Origin of the sequence: Micromonospora sp. 050-3 (genome assembly GCF_046549335.1) — a bacterium.
Taxonomy (GTDB): domain Bacteria; phylum Actinomycetota; class Actinomycetes; order Mycobacteriales; family Micromonosporaceae; genus Micromonospora; species Micromonospora trifolii.
Genome location: NZ_JAJPVX010000001.1, coordinates 2,388,638 through 2,406,223, shown reverse-complemented (window position 1 = coordinate 2,406,223; position 17,586 = coordinate 2,388,638). Strand labels below are relative to the sequence as shown.

The 17,586-nt window shown below is 72.7% G+C and carries 16 protein-coding genes; 13 read left to right on the top strand and 3 right to left on the bottom strand.

Annotation, left to right across the window (positions count from 1 at the left end; translation table 11 throughout):
• Window positions 1-38 precede the first annotated feature (38 nt).
• The 3 genes from ACLJOK_RS10925 to ACLJOK_RS10915 all read left to right on the top strand — a co-directional run bounded on the left by ACLJOK_RS10925 (window position 39) and on the right by ACLJOK_RS10915 (window position 4,543).
• Window positions 39-1,259: a sensor histidine kinase gene (locus tag ACLJOK_RS10925; RefSeq protein ID WP_410818050.1), complete on the top strand. Its 1,221-nt coding sequence runs from the start codon at window positions 39-41 to the stop codon at window positions 1,257-1,259.
• Window positions 1,256-1,921: a response regulator gene (locus ACLJOK_RS10920; RefSeq protein WP_091397823.1), complete on the top strand. Its 666-nt coding sequence runs from the start codon at window positions 1,256-1,258 to the stop codon at window positions 1,919-1,921. The genes ACLJOK_RS10925 and ACLJOK_RS10920 overlap by 4 nt, the downstream gene beginning before the upstream one ends.
• Before the next feature lie 147 nt (window positions 1,922-2,068).
• Window positions 2,069-4,543 (top strand): ABC transporter permease, encoded by a 2,475-nt coding sequence (locus ACLJOK_RS10915; protein WP_410818049.1) that lies wholly within the window; start codon window positions 2,069-2,071, stop codon window positions 4,541-4,543.
• A gap of 92 nt (window positions 4,544-4,635) precedes the next feature.
• Here ACLJOK_RS10915 and ACLJOK_RS10910 read toward each other — a convergent pair whose 3' ends face one another.
• Together ACLJOK_RS10910 and ACLJOK_RS10905 are read right to left on the bottom strand one after the other, a co-directional pair.
• Window positions 4,636-5,898, bottom strand: coding sequence for a nucleotide sugar dehydrogenase (locus ACLJOK_RS10910; protein ID WP_354944257.1), 1,263 nt, complete (start codon window positions 5,896-5,898; stop codon window positions 4,636-4,638).
• 125 nt (window positions 5,899-6,023) lie between these two features.
• Window positions 6,024-7,391 carry a serine/threonine-protein kinase gene (locus ACLJOK_RS10905; RefSeq protein WP_410818046.1) on the bottom strand — a complete coding sequence of 456 codons (1,368 nt, stop codon included), beginning with the start codon at window positions 7,389-7,391 and terminating at the stop codon, window positions 6,024-6,026.
• A 536-nt stretch (window positions 7,392-7,927) separates the two neighbouring features.
• Here ACLJOK_RS10905 and ACLJOK_RS10900 point away from each other — a divergent pair.
• From ACLJOK_RS10900 to ACLJOK_RS10855, 10 genes are all read left to right on the top strand, one after another.
• Complete coding sequence (locus tag ACLJOK_RS10900; RefSeq protein WP_410818044.1) at window positions 7,928-8,560, top strand: RNA polymerase sigma factor; 633 nt, start codon at window positions 7,928-7,930, stop codon at window positions 8,558-8,560.
• Between the two features lie 16 nt (window positions 8,561-8,576).
• On the top strand, window positions 8,577-9,419 hold the full coding sequence (locus ACLJOK_RS10895) for a hypothetical protein (RefSeq protein ID WP_410818042.1): 843 nt from the start codon (window positions 8,577-8,579) through the stop codon (window positions 9,417-9,419).
• Window positions 9,420-9,578: 159 nt separating this feature from the next.
• Window positions 9,579-10,814, top strand: coding sequence for an ergothioneine biosynthesis glutamate--cysteine ligase EgtA (egtA, locus tag ACLJOK_RS10890; protein ID WP_410818041.1), 1,236 nt, complete (start codon window positions 9,579-9,581; stop codon window positions 10,812-10,814).
• Between the two features lie 140 nt (window positions 10,815-10,954).
• Window positions 10,955-12,292: an ergothioneine biosynthesis protein EgtB gene (gene egtB, locus ACLJOK_RS10885; protein WP_410819311.1), complete on the top strand. Its 1,338-nt coding sequence runs from the start codon at window positions 10,955-10,957 to the stop codon at window positions 12,290-12,292.
• A gap of 43 nt (window positions 12,293-12,335) precedes the next feature.
• A complete protein-coding gene (gene egtC, locus ACLJOK_RS10880; protein WP_410818039.1) occupies window positions 12,336-13,112 on the top strand; it encodes an ergothioneine biosynthesis protein EgtC in 777 nt (258 codons plus the stop codon).
• Between the two features lie 20 nt (window positions 13,113-13,132).
• A complete protein-coding gene (gene egtD, locus ACLJOK_RS10875; protein ID WP_410818038.1) occupies window positions 13,133-14,098 on the top strand; it encodes an L-histidine N(alpha)-methyltransferase in 966 nt (321 codons plus the stop codon).
• Between the two features lie 217 nt (window positions 14,099-14,315).
• Window positions 14,316-14,903 carry a TMEM165/GDT1 family protein gene (locus ACLJOK_RS10870; RefSeq protein ID WP_328654264.1) on the top strand — a complete coding sequence of 196 codons (588 nt, stop codon included), beginning with the start codon at window positions 14,316-14,318 and terminating at the stop codon, window positions 14,901-14,903.
• Between the two features lie 39 nt (window positions 14,904-14,942).
• Complete coding sequence (locus ACLJOK_RS10865; protein WP_410818037.1) at window positions 14,943-15,305, top strand: DUF1622 domain-containing protein; 363 nt, start codon at window positions 14,943-14,945, stop codon at window positions 15,303-15,305.
• Window positions 15,305-15,625 carry a hypothetical protein gene (locus ACLJOK_RS10860; RefSeq protein ID WP_410818035.1) on the top strand — a complete coding sequence of 107 codons (321 nt, stop codon included), beginning with the start codon at window positions 15,305-15,307 and terminating at the stop codon, window positions 15,623-15,625. Before ACLJOK_RS10865 ends, ACLJOK_RS10860 begins: the two co-directional genes overlap by 1 nt.
• A gap of 4 nt (window positions 15,626-15,629) precedes the next feature.
• On the top strand, window positions 15,630-15,827 hold the full coding sequence (locus ACLJOK_RS10855) for a hypothetical protein (RefSeq protein WP_410818033.1): 198 nt from the start codon (window positions 15,630-15,632) through the stop codon (window positions 15,825-15,827).
• Between the two features lie 104 nt (window positions 15,828-15,931).
• Here the strand turns inward: ACLJOK_RS10855 and nhaA are convergent, their stop codons facing one another.
• Window positions 15,932-17,290: a Na+/H+ antiporter NhaA gene (gene nhaA / locus ACLJOK_RS10850; protein ID WP_410819309.1), complete on the bottom strand. Its 1,359-nt coding sequence runs from the start codon at window positions 17,288-17,290 to the stop codon at window positions 15,932-15,934.
• Window positions 17,291-17,586 lie beyond the last annotated feature (296 nt).

Genomic DNA, 17,586 nt, shown 5'->3' with positions numbered 1-17,586 from the left:
CGGGGCGCGGGGGCCGAGCGTCGCGACACGTACGCTGGGTGACCGTGAGACGCACAGTGTTCGGTCGCCCGCTGCGCGGCGTCGCCTTCGACGTTGCCGTCGCCGCGCTGGTGGTCCTCGTCTCCCTGGCCGCGGCGGTGAACCAGCCGGGCGGTTGGGCGGCCACGGCGGTCGGCATGGGGATGGCGGTGGCGTTGCTGTTCCGCCGCACCCGCCCGAGCGCGGTGACGGTGGCGGTCGCGGTTCTCGCCCTGGTCCAGGTGATCGCCCGCTGGGGTCCGCTCATCTACGACGTGGCCGTCCTGATCGCGCTCTACAGCGTGGTGAAGTACGGCCGGCGGCTGCGCGACGGCGTCCTGGCCGGCGCGGTCGCGGCCGTCGGCGTGCTGCTGGCCGCCGCACAGACCCCCAACGTCATCCAGTGGTGGGCGACCGCGCTGTGGTACGCGCTGGTCACCGGCGCGGTGTGGTTGGTCGCGCTGAACGTGCGGACCCGCCGGCTCTACGTGCTCAGCCTGGAGGAGCGGGCCACCACCCTGGAACGCGAGCGGGAGGCCGAGTCCCGGGCGGCGGTCGCCGAGGAGCGCACCCGGATCGCTCGTGAGCTGCACGACGTCGTCGCGCACAGCATGGCCGTGATGATCGTCCAGGCGGACGGGGCCCGGTTCATGCTCGACCGTGACCCCGCCCAGGCGCGCACCGCGGTGAAGGTGGTCGCGGACACCGGCCGGCAGGCGCTGGAGGAGATGCGCCGCCTGGTCGGCGTACTGCGCGACGCCGGCCCGGCCGACTCGGACGGGGCCGACGGTCTGGCGGTGGCGGCCGACCCCGAGCACCGACGCCTCGCGCTGGCCGAGCTGCCCGACCTGCTGGCCCGGTTCGACGACGCCGGTCTGCACGTCCGCAGCACCGTCACCGGTGCGCCACCGGCCCTGCCGCCGGGCCTGGAGCTGACCGTCTACCGGGTGGTGCAGGAGGCGCTGACCAACGCGCTCAAGCACGCCGGCGTCGGCGCCGGCGTCGAGGTCGTCCTGTCGTACACCGCCGAGGCCGTCGTGGTCCGGGTGGTCGACGACGGTCGCGGCCGCCCGCTGGTCAGCCCTGCGCCGTCCGGCGGTCACGGCCTGCTCGGCATGCGGGAGCGGGTGACGGTGTACGACGGCAGCCTCACCGCCGGCCCACGGCTGACCGGGGGCTGGCAGGTCGAGGTTCAGCTGCCGCTACCGTCAGAGCCGGCAACGGAGGTGATCGCGGCATGACGGTCCGGGTAGTGATCGTGGATGACCAGGCGCTGGTTCGCGCCGGGTTCCGGATGGTGCTGGAATCCCAGCCCGACCTGGAGGTCGTCGGGGAGGCGATCGACGGCGCGGACGCCCTGCGGGTGCTCGCCCGCACCGAGGCCGACGTGGTCGTGATGGACATTCGAATGCCCACAATGGACGGGGTGGAGGCGACCCGTCGACTCTGCGCCGAGCGGCCCGCGGGCGGGCCCCGGGTGCTGGTGCTGACCACCTTCGACACCGAGGCGGACGCGTTCGCGGCGCTCCAGGCCGGGGCGAGTGGATTCCTGCTCAAGAACGTCCCGCCGGAGGAACTGTTGGCGGCGATCCGGGTGGTGGCCCAGGGCGACTCGGTGGTGGCTCCGTCGATCACCCGGCGCCTGCTGGACCGGTTCGCCGGTCAGCTCGGCGCTGCCCCGAGCGCCGACCCTCGACTCGCGCAGCTCACCGAACGGGAACGGGAGGTGCTGCTGCTGGTCGCCCAGGGGCTGTCCAACGCGGAGATCGCCGCCCGGGTGCACGTGGCCGAGGCGACGGTGAAGACCCACGTCGGGCGGATCCTGGCGAAGCTCCAGCTGCGCGACCGGGTCCAGGCGGTGGTCCTGGCGTACGAGAGCGGGCTGGTCACGCCCGGCGGATGACACCGCGTACGACCTGGGTCGTAGCTGCCGGCGGGCGTACCGCGACCCGGGGCGCACGCAGGTCGAGCGCGCAGGTGGAGATCGGCAGACCGGTGCCGGCCATAGCGTCGGAGGGGTCCGATCCGCCACCTGCACCGGGAGCCCCGCATGATCCGCCTGACCCTGCGTTCGCTGCGCGCCGAGGCGCTGCGCATGCTGCTCTCGGCGCTCGCCGTCGTGCTCGGCGTCGCGTTCGTCGCCGGCACGATGATCTTCGTCGACGGGATGCGTTCCGGGGCGTACGAGCGGGCCGGCACCTTCGACCGCCACACCGACCTGGGCGTCTACTCGGCCGGCCGCGAGGTGTTGCCCCCGGCACTGGTCGACCGGGTGCGGGCGGTCGATGGGGTGGCCGCCGCCTCCGGTGAGCTGACAAACACCGCCGGGATCGTCGGCGCCGACGGTCGGCCGGTGCTCGGCTTCACCATGCTCGTCGCCATTCCCACCGAGGACGCGCTGCGCTCGTACGACGTGGTGGCCGGCCGGTTGCCTGACCGGGCCGGGGAGATGGTGCTCGACGCGCCGACGGCGGCCGAGCAGGGCTTCGGGCTCGGCGCGGCGGTCCGGATCGGCGCCACCGGCGGGGCGGCCCGCCCGTACACACTGGTCGGCACCGTCGACGTGGCCGGCACCGCCCGCGACGTCGGCGGTCCGTTCGTCGGCCTGGTCGGGCCGGACGCGTTGGCCCTCACCGGGGAACGGGGCTACGGCCGGATCATGGTGGCGGCCCGACCGGGCGTCGACGTCGCGGCGCTGACCGAGCAGGTGCGCGCCGTGTCCGGCGCCGATGCCACAGTGAAGAGTCGCCAGCAGATCCTCGACGAGGCCGTGGAGGACGCGGTCCGCAACGTGGACCAGTTCCGCATGCTGTTGTTGATCTTCGTGGGGGTCGCGATAGTGGTGGCCGGCTTCGTGATCGCCAACACCTTCGCGATCGTGCTGGCCCAGCGCACCCGGCGGACCGCGCTGCTGCGCCTGATCGGCGCCACCCGGGGGCAGGTCTTCCGGTCCACACTGCTGGAGTCGGCCGTGCTGGGGCTGGTCGCCTCCGCGCTCGGGGTGCTGCTCGGGGTGGCCCTCGCCGCCGGGTTGCGGCTGCTGCTGCCCCGACTGGACGTGCCGGTCACCGGTGGCCTGTCCGTTACCGGTTCGACAGTGCTCACCGGCCTGCTGCTGGGCACCGGGCTCACCGTGTGCGCCGCCCTGCTGCCGGCCTGGCGGGGGACGCGGATCGCCCCGGTGGCCGCGCTCACCGACGCCGCGGTGCAGCCCAGCCGGGGTGCTGGTCGGGTTCGGCTGAGCGTCGGCGCGGTGGTCCTCGCGGTCGGTGTGGCCGCGCTGGCCGGTGCCGCCAGCGCCGGTCAGCTGCTACTGGTGGCGGTCGGAGGGGTGCTCACCTTCTTCGGGATCGTGCTGTTCGGGCCGGTACTCGTCCCGGCGCTGGCCCGGGTGTTCGGCTGGCCGGTACGTCGCGTGCTCGGCACCATCGGAGAGCTGGCGGTCAACAACACGGTGCGCAACCCACGGCGGGTCGCCGCGACGGCCACCGCGCTGGTGATCGGTATCGGACTCGTTTCGGCGTTCATGGTCGGCGCGCGCAGCACCAAGGACGGCATCGAACGCAGCGTGGACGCCCAGATCGGAACTGACTTCGTGGTCAGCGGAATCGGTCAGGATCTGCCGGCAGCGCTCGTCGGTGAGCTCGCCTCCCGCCCCGAGCTGGGTGTGGTGCACGAGCAGCGCAGCACTATCGTCGACGACGTCGAGATCCGCGCGGCCCACCCGGCGCTGGTCGGCCGGACGCTGAGCGGGGTGCTGGCCGGCGACGCCGAGCGGGTCGGGCCGGGGCAGGTGCTGGTTCACAGCGAGTTGGCTCGGGCCCGCGGCTGGCAGGTCGGCTCCCCGGTGACCGTCGGGGGCAGGTCGTTCCGGGTGGCCGCAGTGGTCACCGACGACACCCCCGGCCGCGACGCGCCCACGGGTCACGTCATCGACTTGTCCGACCAGGACTTCGCCGCGCTCTTCCCCGCCCAGCGCGGCTACCTGGCCGAAATCGACCCCGCCGCCGGGGTGAGCCCCGAGCGCGCCAGCGACGCGATCACCACGGTGCTGGGCCGCTACCCGACGGTGAACCTGATGGACCAGGGCGCGTACAAGAAGATGCTCACCGGCACTGTGGACATGCTGCTCGCCTTCGTCACCGCGCTGCTCGGCCTGGCCGTGATGATCGCCCTGGTCGGCGTGGCGAACACCCTGAGCCTGTCGGTGGTCGAACGGACCAGGGAGAACGCCGTGCTGCGGGCGGTCGGGCTCACCCGAGGACGGATGCGGGCGGTGCTCGCCGTCGAGGCGGTGCTGATGGCGCTGGTCGGCGCGGTGCTCGGAGTCGGGCTCGGCACCGGAGTCAGCGCGTCCGCGATGGCCCTGCTGGACCGCCTCGGCGGTGACTTCCACGTCGTGCTGCCGCTCGGCCAGCTCGGTCTGATCCTCGGCGTCGCGGTGCTCGCCGCCCTGCTCGCCTCGGTGCTGCCGGCCCGCCGGGCGCTGTCCCGCCCGGTCGTCGAGGCGCTCGCCGACCAGTGACCCTGCCGGGTCACGTCCCTGCTGGCAGACGGACATCCGCCGGCCGGTCCCGCCATCTTCCCCGGCGGCGGGACCGGCCAGCGGTGCCGGGTCTAGAGGCGCTCGACCATCGGGCCGACGCACCGGTTGCGGGTGTCGAAGACGTAGCGGGCGTGCTTGACCACGAGGTCGTAGTCGAAGGTGTCGTGGTCGGTGACCACCACCACCGCGTCGGCCGCGCGCACCTCCCGCTCGGTGAGCCCGACCACTGTGACCCCGGCGGGGATCTGGTGCGCCTCGGCGTACGGCTCGACGGCGTGCACCTCGGCGCCGAGGGCCTGCAACCGGCGGGCCACGTCCACGGCGGGGGAGTCGCGCATGTCGCCGGTGTTCTTCTTGTACGCCAGACCGAGTAGCAGCAGTCGGGCGCCGCTGACGGCCCGGCCGTCCCGGTTCAGGCCTCCCATGATCCGCTGCGTGACGTGTTCGGGCATCTCGTGGTTGACGTCGTTGGCCAGCTCGATGAAGCGGAACTGCCGACCGAGACGTCGCTTGACCTGCCAGGACAGGTAGCACGGGTCGATCGGCAGGCAGTGCCCGCCGACGCCGGGGCCGGGCCGGAACGGCAGGAAGCCGAACGGTTTGGTCGAGGCGGCGTCGATCGCCTGCCAGACGTCGATGTCGAGGTGGTGCGAGAGCATGGTCAGCTCGTTGATCAGCGCGATGTTGACCTGGCGGAAAGTGTTCTCGATCAGCTTGGTCAGCTCGGCGACGCGGGTGGAGTCCACCGGTACGGTGCGTTCCACGAGGCGCTGGTAGAACTCGTCCACCCGGACCAGCGACGCCGGGTCCACACCGGAGACCACCTTCGGGGTGTTCTCCAGTCGCCAGGTCGGGTTGCCCGGGTCGATCCGCTCCGGGCTGTAGCCGAGGTGGAAGTCGCCGGGGCTGGTCAGCCCGCTGGCCGACTCCAACAGCGGGCGCAGCAGCTCCTCGGTGGTGCCCGGGTACGTGGTCGATTCCAGGATCACCGTGCAGCCCGGGCGCACGTACGGGCCGATACCGATGCCGGCCTGCTCGACGAAGCTCAGGTCCGGGGTCCCGTCGCGCAGCGGGGTCGGCACCGTGATGACGCAGATGTCGAACCCGTCAGCGTCGGTGTACTCAGTGCTGGGGTGGTAGCGGCCGCTGCCCAACGCTCGGCCGAGCCGGTCGGCCGGGATGTCCTCGACGAACGACTCGCCGGAGGCGAGACGCTTCACCCGGTCGGCGTCGACGTCCAGACCGACCACGTCGAGCCCCGCCTCGACGGCCCGCATGGCCAGCGGCAGTCCGACGTAACCCTGACCGATCACGACCAGCTTTTCAGCGCTCACCCAGGCTCCCGCAGCAGATGGTGTAAATGACCTGCTGAGAGCCTAGAGGCGTCTTCGGCGTCGTAAGTCCGTTTTGGGGATATCGGTGCTGGTGGGACTGCCGGGGGTCGGTGATAGCGGTCGGCTCAACCGCCCGCCGGGACCTCCGGATCGACCGGCGCGGTGGATGTGGGGGGTGGATCAGACGGCGGCGGGGCGGTCGTCGGCGGCGCACCCGTCGTGGGCGCCGCGCTGGTCGGCGGGGCCGTGGTGACGCCCACAGTTGGCGTCGGTGGGCCGACCGTCTGGCTGGGTTCCAGGCTCGGCGTGGCGGAGATCGAGGCCGACGGAGAGTTGCCGGGGGCGTTCGGCCGGTTCGGCCGGCCCGGCTCGACGCTGGTGATCTGCTCGTTCGCCGCCGGCAGGTCGACGGGGCCGCTCGGCGCCACCGTCGGCGAGGTGGTCGGCAGATTGACCGCCGGGTCATCGCTGGCGTTGCGCGTCGCGGCCAGTGCCGCGCCGAGCCCGACCAGCGCGACCAGCATGGCCGCCGCCGCGCCGACCAGCGGACCCCGCCGTCGCTGGCGCCTGTCTGCCACCGCGGCGCCGGCCGGCACGTCCGTGCGGGTGTATGGCCCAGCGTCACGCAGCGCGACCGGCCCGGCCATCGCCGTCGGCGGCTCGCCGCCGGTGACCGCCGTCCGAGCAGCCTCGGCCATCGCCGCTCCGCTGGTGAACCGCTCCAGCGGATCCTTGGCCAGGGCCCGCGACACCAGGGCGCGGACAGCCTCCGGAATGTCGTGCGGCAGCTCCGGCGGCTCGTCGTCCAGGTGCCGCACGGCGACCTGGAGGGGATTGTCGCCGGTGAACGGCGGACTGCCGGTGAGGCAGCAGTAGGTGACCGCGCCCAGCGCGTAGATGTCGGTGGCACCGCTGACCGGGCGACCGGCGGCCTGCTCGGGAGCCATGTAGAGGGCGGTGCCCGGCACCGCGTTGGTGCTGGTGATGCTGGTGATGTCGGTGGAGCGGGCCACGCCGAAGTCCACCAGGACGACAGTGCCGTCCTCCTGCACCAGCAGGTTGCTGGGCTTCACGTCGCGGTGCACGATGCCGCCGCGATGCGCCGCGTTGAGCGCTGCGGCCGCCTGGGCCACGATCGACATCGTCTCGGCCACGTCGAGCCGCCCGGCCGCCTCGATCCGCTTGGCCAACGGCTCGCCGGCGACGAACTCCATGACGAGGTAGTCCGCCCGCCCGCCGTCGGGGAGGTCGTCCGCGCCGCAGTCGAAGACCTGCACGATGCCGGGGTGCCGCAGCGCCGCCATGATCCGGGCTTCCGCGCGGAACCGGGCGATGAAGTCGGGATCGGAGACCAGCGCCGGCAGCAGAACCTTGACCGCGACCTGCCGGCCGAGGATCAGGTCGGAGGCACGCCAAACGTCGCCCATGCCGCCCGTGGCGACACGTTCGTCCAAGCGGTAGCGACCGCTGAGCACGACCTCCGATGACAACACCGCATTACCGTACCTAGAGCGGCGACGGGCGGCGCGCCGTGGCAGGGCCACCGGGCGGCCCGTAAAGACTGGCTGATCCGGCCTGACCTGTGTGGACGCTCAACCTCTGTGACGCTGCGGATTTGTAGTGTCACAAAAAGCGACTATTTCCGTCGTCCGGTCGTCGATGGTGGCAAGAAACCGCCTTCAGACGTGGTTGGCGTCTGCCGCGCACCGGCCGTTACGACGACGCGCCGCCGGGCCGAGTTGATAATTGTCACTCTTCCGTGACACGACGCCGACTTGTCGCGTCGTGAGCCCCCTCTTAGCGTTAGCCCGGCTCGTGCCCTTCCGGCTACCTCGGCGGGCAGCGCGCCGATCGACCACCCTGGCGTTGGCCCCGGACCCGCCGCCCCGACAATCGTGGTCGCGGGCACAATCAGAGCGGTGGAGGGCGGTGCGGTGCGGGTGCTGATCGGGCGGACGACTCATGCCGCGTGGCGTGCGCCAGCCCGGTTGGTCGGGCCGGCACGCCCCGAACGACGCGTGGGCCGCGCATGACCGCCGACCTGTCGAAGGTGGTGAGCGCCGCGCAGGCCGGAGACGAGGAGGCGTTCCGCTTCCTCTACCGCAGCCTCCAGCCCGGGCTGCTGCGGTACCTGACCGCGCTCGTCGGGGCCGACGCCGAGGACGTCGCCTCCGAGGCCTGGCTCCAGATCTCCCGTGACCTGCCCGGCTTCACCGGGGGCGAGTTCCGCGCCTGGGCGGTCACCATCGCCCGTAACCGGGCCATGGACCACCTGCGCCGGATGCGCCGCCGCCCCTCGCTCCCGGTCCCGGTGCAGGCGCTCGTCGAGCTCGCCAGCGACGCGGACACCGCCGAGCGAGCCAGCGAGACGATCGGTACCGAGACCGCCCTCGCGCTGATCGCCACCCTCCCGCCCCGGGAGGCCGAAGCCGTCCTGCTGCGGGCCGTGATCGGGCTGGACGCGGGATCCGCCGGCCGGGTGCTGGGCCGTCGGGCCGGTGCCGTGCGGACCGCCGCTCACCGCGGCCTGCGCCGGCTCGCGGTTCTGCTGGAGCGGCAGAGCCTGACCGAGTCGTCGGTCGGGGTCGAGGGGGTGCCACCGCCGCGTGCGGGGAACGGCCCCGCCCTGCGGGCATCGCACGTCGAACCGGCGGACGGCTGACGTGAGGGGACTCCCGATGAACCCGTTCCGGCGGGCCGACCATGCCGACACCGAGCGGCTGCTCGACTCGGCCCACGCCCGGGCGGACGCCACGCTGAATCAGGGTCACCCCACCTCGCCCACGGAAGCGGGCGCGTCCTCACCCGAGGTGCACCTGAGCGCTCCGAACGTGCCCGCGGTCGAGCCGGTGGCCGCGTTGCTCGCCGCAGCGTCCGCCCCCGCCCGCCCGGGCGAGTTGGGCGGGGAGGAGGCCGCGGTGGCCGCGTTCCGGGCCGCCCGCGCCAACCCGGCGGCGGCCGTGCCGCAGCGGCCACACCGTCGCCGGTTGACCACCGGCGCGGTGGCCTGGATCGGCGCGGTGGCAGCTACCGCCACCGCGGGGGCCGCCTTCGCCGCGGTCACCCGGGACCGAGCGCCGGACCCGGTCGCACCGGCACCGTTGCACCCGTCACCCTCGCCGCACCACGACGGCACACCCCGGTCGGCCGAGCCCGGTCGGTCGGTGGGCCCGGGCACCCCGTCGCCCGGCACCCCATCGCCCGGCGCGCCGTCGCCAGTCACCGCCACGCCGCCGGCCAGCCCCGCTGCCGTCGGCCAGGTGCACGGCCTGTGCCGCGCGTGGCAGGCCAAGAAGCCCGAGCAGCGGGAGAAGGCGCTACGCACGCCGGCCTTCCAGAAGCTGGTGACAGCCGCCGGTGGCCCCGCCGAGGTCGAGGCGTACTGCCAGCGGCTGGTGCCCGAGAAGAAGCCGTCCGAGCCGGCGAAGGTCACGCCCTCCGAGTCGGCGAAGGGCAAGCCGTCCAAATCGGCGAAGGCAGCGCCGTCACCCTCGCGACCGGGCCACCCCGCCGGCGGCTGACCGGTCGGCCTTGGAGCGGTTTGGTTCCGCCCTGCTCCGGAAATTCCTCTGTTAGACAGAAGTTGGTGGTGCCGTGCACGCGCCCCGACGGTGTCGGTGGGTGGGTTTACGGTGGCACAGTGTGCCGGACCCGGCGCACGGGAGAAGGGAGCCCGACCCTTGGTAACGTCATCCGACCTGGACCGCAGCGCCATCCTGCGCGAGTCCGCAGCCGCAGTTCGACACCTCGCCCGGATCTGCTTCAAGACCGGCCCACCCACCCACACCGGCGTCGAATTGGAATGGACCGTGCACGACGCCGCCGATCCCGCCCGCCCCGTCGACGCGACGCGGCTGCGGGCGGCGCTGGGGCGGCACAGCCCCGCCACGCTGGATGCCACCAGCCCAGCCGAGCCGCTGCGACACGGCGGCATGGTCACCCTGGAGCCGGGTGGCCAGTTGGAGATCTCCACCCCGCCCCGCCCCTCGGTCGCCGCGTTGATCCGCGCCACCGAAGCCGACATCGCCCAGGTCACCGACCTGCTGGCCGCCGCCGGGCTGATCCTCGGCCGCAGCGGCATCGACCCCCACCGACGGCCCCGCCCGGTGGTGGAAACCCCCCGCTACCGCGCGATGCGCGGAGCCTTCGACCGCCACGGCCCGGCCGGCCGCACGATGATGTACAGCACGGCCGGCCTGCAGATCTGCCTCGACGCCGGTGAGTCGGACCAGATCGCCGACCGCTGGGCCGCAGCCCACGCGGTCGGGCCCCCACTGCTCGCGGCGTTCGCCTCCGCCGCTCGACACGCCGGGCGGCGCACCGGTTGGGCCTCCGCCCGGATGGCCGCCTGGCTGGCCATCGACCCGGCTCGGACCCGCCCGGTCTGGTCGCCCACGCGGGCCGGAGACGATCCGACCGACGCCTGGGTCAGCTACGTGCTCGCCGCGCCGCTGCTCTGTCTGCGCCGGCACGGCGCCGACTGGGCCGCGCCGCCCGGGGTGACCTTCGCCGACTGGCTCGACGGGGCGCTGCCACAACAGCCCACCACCGATGACCTCGACTACCACGTCAGCACCCTCTTTCCGCCGGTGCGGCCGCGCGGCTACCTGGAGCTGCGCTACCTGGACGCCCAACCCGATCGCGACTGGCGGCTCCCACTGGCGGTGCTGACCGCCCTGTTCGGCGACCCGGGCACCGTGCGCGAGGCGTACACGATCGCCACGCCGGTGGCGCACCGCTGGTCGGCCGCCGCCCGGCACGGCCTGGCCGACCCGGCGCTGGCCGCCGCCGCGGCGGCCCTGCTCGACCTGGCCCTGACCACGCTGCCCCGACTGGAGCTGCCGGCCAGCACCCACGACGAGATCCAGCGAGGGGTACGCCAGCGGCTGGCCGCCGCAGAGAGGAGAGACCAGTGAGCGCGAGGAGTGAGCCGGGGTTGCGAGCCTCGCAGTCGCGAACGGAAGGCGGCTCGGTGAGCGCGAGGAGTGAGCCGGGGTTGCGAGCCTCGCAGTCGCGAACGGAAGGCGGCTCGGTGAGCGCGAGGAGTGAGCCGGGGTTGCGAGTTCCGCAGACGGGGCGGCTCGACGGGGAGCAGTTGCGCGACCGCATCGCTGTGGAGTTGGCGCGGGCCCGGTCCCGCTCCGCGTTGCTGACCGAGGTGGTCGACGACGCCGACCTGACGCGCCAGCACTCACCGCTGATGTCGCCGCTGGTCTGGGACCTTGCCCATGTCGGTAACCAGGAGGAGCTCTGGTTGGTCCGGGACGTCGGGGGCCGGGAGCCGGTCCGGTGTGACATCGACGAGTTGTACGACGCGTTCAAGCAGCCGCGCCGGGACCGCCCGGCGCTGCCGCTGTTGCCGCCTGCGGAGGCGCGCGCCTACCTGGCGACCGTTCGGGACAAGGTGTACGACCTGCTCGACGCGGTGGCCTTCACCGAGCGGCCGCTGGTCGCCGACGGGTTCGCCTTCGGCATGATCGTGCAGCACGAGCAGCAGCACGACGAGACCATGCTCGCCACCCATCAGCTGCGCTCGGGGCCGGCGGTGCTGCGCGCCCCGGCGCCGCCCGAGCCGTCGGTCCGGTTGGGCGCGGAGGTGCTGGTGCCGGCCGGCGAGTTCACCATGGGCACCGACACCGATCCGTGGGCGTTGGACAACGAACGTCCGGCGCACCGGGTCGACCTCCCGGCGTACGTCATCGACGCCGCCCCGGTGACGAACGGCCAGTACGCGGCCTTCATCGCCGACGGCGGTTACACCGATGAGCGCTGGTGGAGCCCGGCGGGCTGGGAGCATCGGGTTCGGGAGCAGCTCAGCGCGCCGATGCACTGGCGTCCGGACGGCGACGGTTGGTCGTACCGGCGCTTCGGTCAGTGGGCGCGGGTGCGTGCCGACGAGCCGGTGGTGCACGTGTGCTGGTACGAGGCGCAGGCGTACGCGGCGTGGGCCGGCAAGCGGCTGCCGACCGAGGCGGAGTGGGAGAAGGCGGCCCGGTGGGATCCGACGACCGGGCGGTCGCGTCGGTACCCGTGGGGGGACGACGACCCGACCGAGGCGCACGCCAACCTCGACCAGCGCCATCTGCGGCCGGCGCCGGTGGGCGCGTACCCGGCCGGTGCCTCGCCGTTGGGTGTGCACCAGCTCATCGGTGACGTCTGGGAGTGGACCTCGACAACGTTCGGCGGGCATCCGGGGTTCGCCGCGTTCCCCTATCGCGAATACTCGGAGGTCTTCTTCGGCGGCGACCACCGGGTGCTGCGCGGTGGCTCGTTCGGCACCGACCGCTCTGCCTGCCGGGGCACCTTCCGTAACTGGGACTACCCGATCCGCCGGCAGATCTTCAGCGGTTTCCGCTGCGCGCGGGACGCGCGACCGGGCGAGTCGTACCGGTGAGTCGCCGCACGACCGGCGGCCCGGCGGCGGGCCGGGGGCGCTGATGTGTCGCCACCTGGCCTACCTGGGGCCGCCGGTCACCCTGGCCGAGCTGTTGTTCGACCCTCCGCACTCGCTGGTGCGGCAGTCCTGGGCGCCCCGCGACATGCGCGGCGGCGGCACGATCAACGCCGACGGGTTCGGTGTCGGTTGGTACCCGGGCGAGGGTGAGCCGGTGCGGTACCGGCGGGCGCAGCCGATCTGGAGTGATCCGACCATCGCCGAACTGGCGGCGGTGACCCGCAGCGCGGCGGTGGTGGCGGCGGTGCGTTCGGCCACTGTCGGGATGGCGGTGCTCGACGGCGCGGCGGCGCCCTTCGCCGAGGGGCGGTGGCTGTTCAGCCACAACGGTCTGGTCCGCGGCTGGCCGGACGCCGTGGTGCCGCTCGCCGCCGGTCTTCCGGTGCGTGACCTGCTCACCCTGGACGCCACCACCGACTCGGCGCTGCTCTGGGCGCTGGTGCGGCATCGGTTGCGTGCTGGCGTCGATCCGGTCGAGGCGGTCGGGCGGACGGTGACCGACGTCGCCGCCGCCGCCCCCGGGTCGCGGCTCAACCTGCTGCTGTCCGACGGGCACCGGGTGGTGGCCAGCGTGGCGGGGCACGCGTTGTCGGTCCGCGAGACGCCGGGTTCGGTGCTGCTCGCCTCCGAGCCACACGACGACGATCCCGGGTGGCGGTCGGTGCCGGAGGGGCACCTCGTCGTCGCCACCGCGGGCGAGGTGCTGGTACGTCCACTGCCGACCCCGGTGAGCCGCGCCGGGCAGGCACGCAACGGTTGATTGAACAGAGGAGCGAACCGATGACCGCGGAACCCCTGGAGATCTACCTCGAAGAGGGTGACCTGGAGCGTGGCCTGCGCGACGACGTCCGGGCGGGGCTGAGCGCCGGGCGGAAGTGGCTGCCGCCGAAGTGGTTCTACGACGCTCGGGGCAGCGAACTCTTCGAGGAGATCACCCGACTGCCCGAGTACTACCCGACCCGGGCCGAGCGGGCCGTGCTGGCCGCACGCGCTCCCGACATCGCGGCGCTGACCGGGGCCAAGACGCTGATCGAGTTGGGCTCCGGTTCGTCGGAGAAGACCCGGCTGCTGTTGGACGCCTTCACCCGCCGGGGTGGGCTGGGCACGTTCGTGCCGCTCGACGTGTCGGTCAGTGCGCTGCGCGGTTCCACCGCCCAGATCGCGGCCGACTATCCCCGTCTGCGGGTGCGGGGCATCGTGGGGGACTTCACCCGGCAACTGGACCGGCTGCCCACCGGCGGCCGGCGGTTGGTGGTGTTCCTCGGGGGCACCATCGGCAACCTGTTGCCCGCTGAGCGGGCCGAGTTCCTGACGGCGATGCGCGCCGCGCTGGAGGTCGGCGACTGGTTGTTGCTCGGTACGGACCTGGTGAAGGACCCGTCGGTGATCGTGCCGGCCTACGACGACGCCGCCGGGGTCACCGCCGAGTTCAACCGCAACGTGCTGCACGTGATCAATCGGGAGTTGGGCGCCGATTTCGACCCGGCGGCGTTCGCGCACGTCGCCGTGTGGGATCCCGACCACGAGTGGATCGAGATGCGGTTGCGGGCGACCCGGCCGATGAGCGTGCGGGTGCTGGGTCTGACTGTCGATTTCGCGGCGGGGGAGGAACTGCGTACCGAGGTCTCGGCGAAGTTCCGCCGGGAGGGGATCGCCGCGGAGTTGGCCACTGCCGGCTTCGCCACCGCGGAGTTCTGGACCGATCCGGACACGCTCTTCGGCGTCACGCTGGCGCGGGCGCGGTGAGCCTGTTCACCCGGCTCGACCGGGCCGGGCGGTGATCCGATAGGCTGATCACGCGAAGGGGAGTAGCCCCCAATGTCGTGGTCGACATACTGGTGCGTTCCGCATCCGGCCACGCGGCCCCGGTTTTCTCGGGGCGGGCGAGACCTTCGACTCAGGCTGTTGCAGCCGGGTCGAGGGCGCCCCTGTACCTCCTCCCGGCGTGAACGGGAAGGACGTCATGGAGGGATTTTTCGCCGCGCTGGTCGTCAGCTTCGGCGTCATCTTCGTCGCCGAGCTGGGGGACAAGTCCCAGCTGATGGCGCTGACCTTCGCCACGCGGTTCAAACCGATCCCGGTGCTGATCGGCATCACGGTCGCCACAGCTGTGGTGCACCTGGCGTCGGTCGCCATCGGCGTGGGTCTCGGGGCTGTGCTGCCGACTGAGTGGATCTCCCTGGTTGCCGGCGTGGCGTTCCTCGGGTTCGGTGCGTGGACGCTACGCGGGGACAAGCTCACCGAGGAGGAGAAGCGCAAGGCGGAGAAGACCAGCAAGACCGCGATCGTGGCGGTGTCGGTGGCGTTCTTCCTCGCCGAGCTGGGCGACAAGACGATGCTCGCCACGATCACGCTCGCCACCAAGTACGGCTGGTTCGGCACCTGGCTCGGCTCCACCATCGGCATGGTGGCCGCGGACGCGCTGGCCATCCTGGTCGGCCGGATGCTCGGTCGGCGGCTGCCGGAGAAGACCATCAAGTACGGCGCCGCGATCCTCTTCGCCATCTCCGGTCTCTGGCTGATCCTGGAAGCGGTGAACGAGCTGACCTGAGCGCCGACTAGCTGCCCGGAGGGCGGGTAACGGCCCGGGGTGGAGCCGGCCGAGTTGTTGCGCCAGGGCGACCAGGTGCTGGTTGCCGTGGTGGAGGTGGCCGGCGCGCTGGTGATCTTCGTTGGCGCGGTGTGGGCGGCGGTGCGGTTCGTGGTCGATGGGCTGCGACACCGCAGCGCCGCCCGCTTCACGTCGATCCGGCTCTCGCTGGGCCGCTTTCTGACTCTCGGCCTGGAGTTCCAGCTGGCGGCCGACGTGCTGCGCACTGCGGTGTCCCCGTCGTTCACGCAGATCGGCCAACTGGCGGCCATCGCGACGATCCGAACGGCGTTGAACTACTTCCTGGGCCGCGAGATCCGTCAGGAGCAGGGTCAGGTGGCCGAGGGGGAGCGCCGACCGTGATGGGTGCCCTGGTCACGGCGGTGACCGCCCTGGCGCTGGTCGCCGGGGTGTTCACCACGCTCACCACCGGGGCGCTGCGCAGCGGTGTCCGGGTGCTGCTGGACCTGCTCACCGCGGCCGGCCTGCTCCGGCTCGCTGGCGAGCCGGGTTGGAACGGCCTGGCGGGCGCTGTGGCGATCATCGCCCTGCGTCAGCTGCTCGGGGCGGCGCTCAGCCGCCCACCACCATGGTCCGGCCGACAATCCCTGGCGCGCTGCGCCGAGGACGATCACCACCTACCGTTGGCCTCGACAGGTGAAACGGGAAAAGCGGGAGGATGACCACATGAGCCGGCATGACGAACCGAACGAGTACGGCTTTGCCGGCGATGGCACCGCCCCGGAGCCGCCGCCCGGCGGGAAGCCTGATGAGCAGGATCGCGTCGAGGCGGTGGCGGTGCCGGGCGACGACCTCACCGGGCCGGCGGCCGAGGCGCTGGTCGAGGAGACCGAGGACCTGCCGCCCGCCGACCGTCGGCACTGAGCGCGAGCCCGCGCGGTCGGTGCGGCGGCGCCGCAAGACGGCGAACCCGCGCGCGCCGCGCGGCCCCTCGGCGCTTCGCGTTCGCCCGGGTCGCGCCGGCGCGTTCAGCGGGCGTCGGGGTGTTGGTAGACGTCGGGTACGCCGTCCCCGTCGGCGTCGAGCCGTTCCCGCTCCGCCACCCTCCGGTACGCCGCGTTGCGGCGGCTGAGCACTGTGGCGGCCAGCCCGGCGGAGATCACCGAGCCGAGCAGCACGGCTGCCTTGACCCGGTCGTCGGCGGTGCTGCCCGCGCCGAACGCCAGGTCGCCGATGAGCAGTGAGACGGTGAAGCCGACGCCGGCCAGCAGGGCGATCCCGAGCAGGTCGGCCCAGGTGATGTCCTCGTCCAGTTCGGCGCGGGTGAACCGGGCTAGCAGGTACGTCGAGCCGAAGATGCCGATGCTCTTGCCGAAGACCAGGGCGGCGACGATGGCGATCACCATCGGGTCGCTCAGCAGGGCGCCCAGGTCGGTGCCGCGTAGGGTGACCCCGGCGGCGAAGAGCGCGAAGATCGGCACCGCGAAGCCGGCTGACACCGGCCGCCAGCGGTGCTCCAGGCGGGCGGCGAGCCCGCCCTCGCCCGCCTGCGTGTTGGCGGTGGCTGGCTGGTCGCCGCCGACCGGTCGGCGGGCGAGCACCGGGACCGTGAAGCCGAGTAGGACACCGGCGACCGTGGCGTGCACGCCCGAGGCGTGCATCAGTGTCCAGGCGGCGATCGCGAGGGGGATGAGCGCCCACCACCAGGTGCGCCCCCGCTGGACCAGCAGCGCGAAGAGCGCGATCGGCGCCAACGCGGCCAGCAGCGGTACGGGTTGGAAGTCGGCGGTGTAGAAGATCGCGATGATGGTGATCGCGAACAGGTCGTCGACCACCGCGAGGGTGAGCAGGAATGCGCGTAGGCCCTGGGGCAGATGTGAGCTGACCACCGCGAGCACGGCGAGCGCGAATGCGATGTCGGTGGCGGTCGGGATGGCCCACCCGCGCAGGCCCTCCCCGCCCCCGCCCAGTACCACCGCCACGTAGATCAGCGCCGGCAGCAGCATCCCGCCGAGCGCGGCCGCCATCGGCAGCGCGGCCCGGCGGGGGTCGCGGAGGTCACCGGCGACGAACTCCCGTTTGAGCTCCAGGCCCACCACGAAGAAGAAGATTGCCAGCAGGCCGTCGGCCGCCCAGGCGGCCAGGTTCAGGTCGAGGTGCCAGGGCGCGCCGGGCCAGGGCACCACGTCGCCGAGCCGGGTGTACGAGTCGGACCACGGGGAGTTGGCCCAGATCAGCGCGATCAGAGCGCCGGCCAGCAGCAGCGCGCCACCGACGGTTTCGGTACGCAGCACGTCGGCCAGGTGCCGGGCCTGCGGCCAGGACGATCGGGAGAACAGTCGGATCTTTGGCGGACGCGGGCCGGTTGGTGGGGTGGGGGAGGTCAACTTCGGGCTCACCTACAGGAGTCGGGACGGCGGGAATCCACTCGCCGACCAGACTTCCCGGCACACCCTGTCGACCCTATCCGGCGGCGCGGTCGCCGGCGACCGCTGGGCCGATCGGACGCCGTCCGATCGGCCTTCGACTTTTTTTCCCCGTTGTCGCCGCTGCCGAATGGGCGTTTGTCGGGTTGGTCATGCGGGCGCACATCTCGCCGTCGGAAAAGGCGTAACTCCGGACATAAGCCGCATGAACCGCTTTAATGGTTTCACGAGTTTAGAGACGACCTTGGGGGTTTTCG

Excerpts from the sequence above, each read along its gene's own strand:
- ACLJOK_RS10915 (WP_410818049.1), top strand. The coding sequence starts at position 2,069 with ATGATCCGCCTGACCCTGCGTTCGCTGCGCGCCGAGGCGCTGCGCATG.
- ACLJOK_RS10855 (WP_410818033.1), top strand. The coding sequence starts at position 15,630 with ATGAGCCGGCATGACGAACCGAACGAGTACGGCTTTGCCGGCGATGGC.
- ACLJOK_RS10920 (WP_091397823.1), top strand. The coding sequence starts at position 1,256 with ATGACGGTCCGGGTAGTGATCGTGGATGACCAGGCGCTGGTTCGCGCC.
- ACLJOK_RS10895 (WP_410818042.1), top strand. The coding sequence starts at position 8,577 with ATGAACCCGTTCCGGCGGGCCGACCATGCCGACACCGAGCGGCTGCTC.
- egtC (WP_410818039.1), top strand. The coding sequence starts at position 12,336 with ATGTGTCGCCACCTGGCCTACCTGGGGCCGCCGGTCACCCTGGCCGAG.
- ACLJOK_RS10860 (WP_410818035.1), top strand. The coding sequence starts at position 15,305 with ATGGGTGCCCTGGTCACGGCGGTGACCGCCCTGGCGCTGGTCGCCGGG.
- egtD (WP_410818038.1), top strand. The coding sequence starts at position 13,133 with ATGACCGCGGAACCCCTGGAGATCTACCTCGAAGAGGGTGACCTGGAG.
- ACLJOK_RS10900 (WP_410818044.1), top strand. The coding sequence starts at position 7,928 with ATGACCGCCGACCTGTCGAAGGTGGTGAGCGCCGCGCAGGCCGGAGAC.
- ACLJOK_RS10870 (WP_328654264.1), top strand. The coding sequence starts at position 14,316 with ATGGAGGGATTTTTCGCCGCGCTGGTCGTCAGCTTCGGCGTCATCTTC.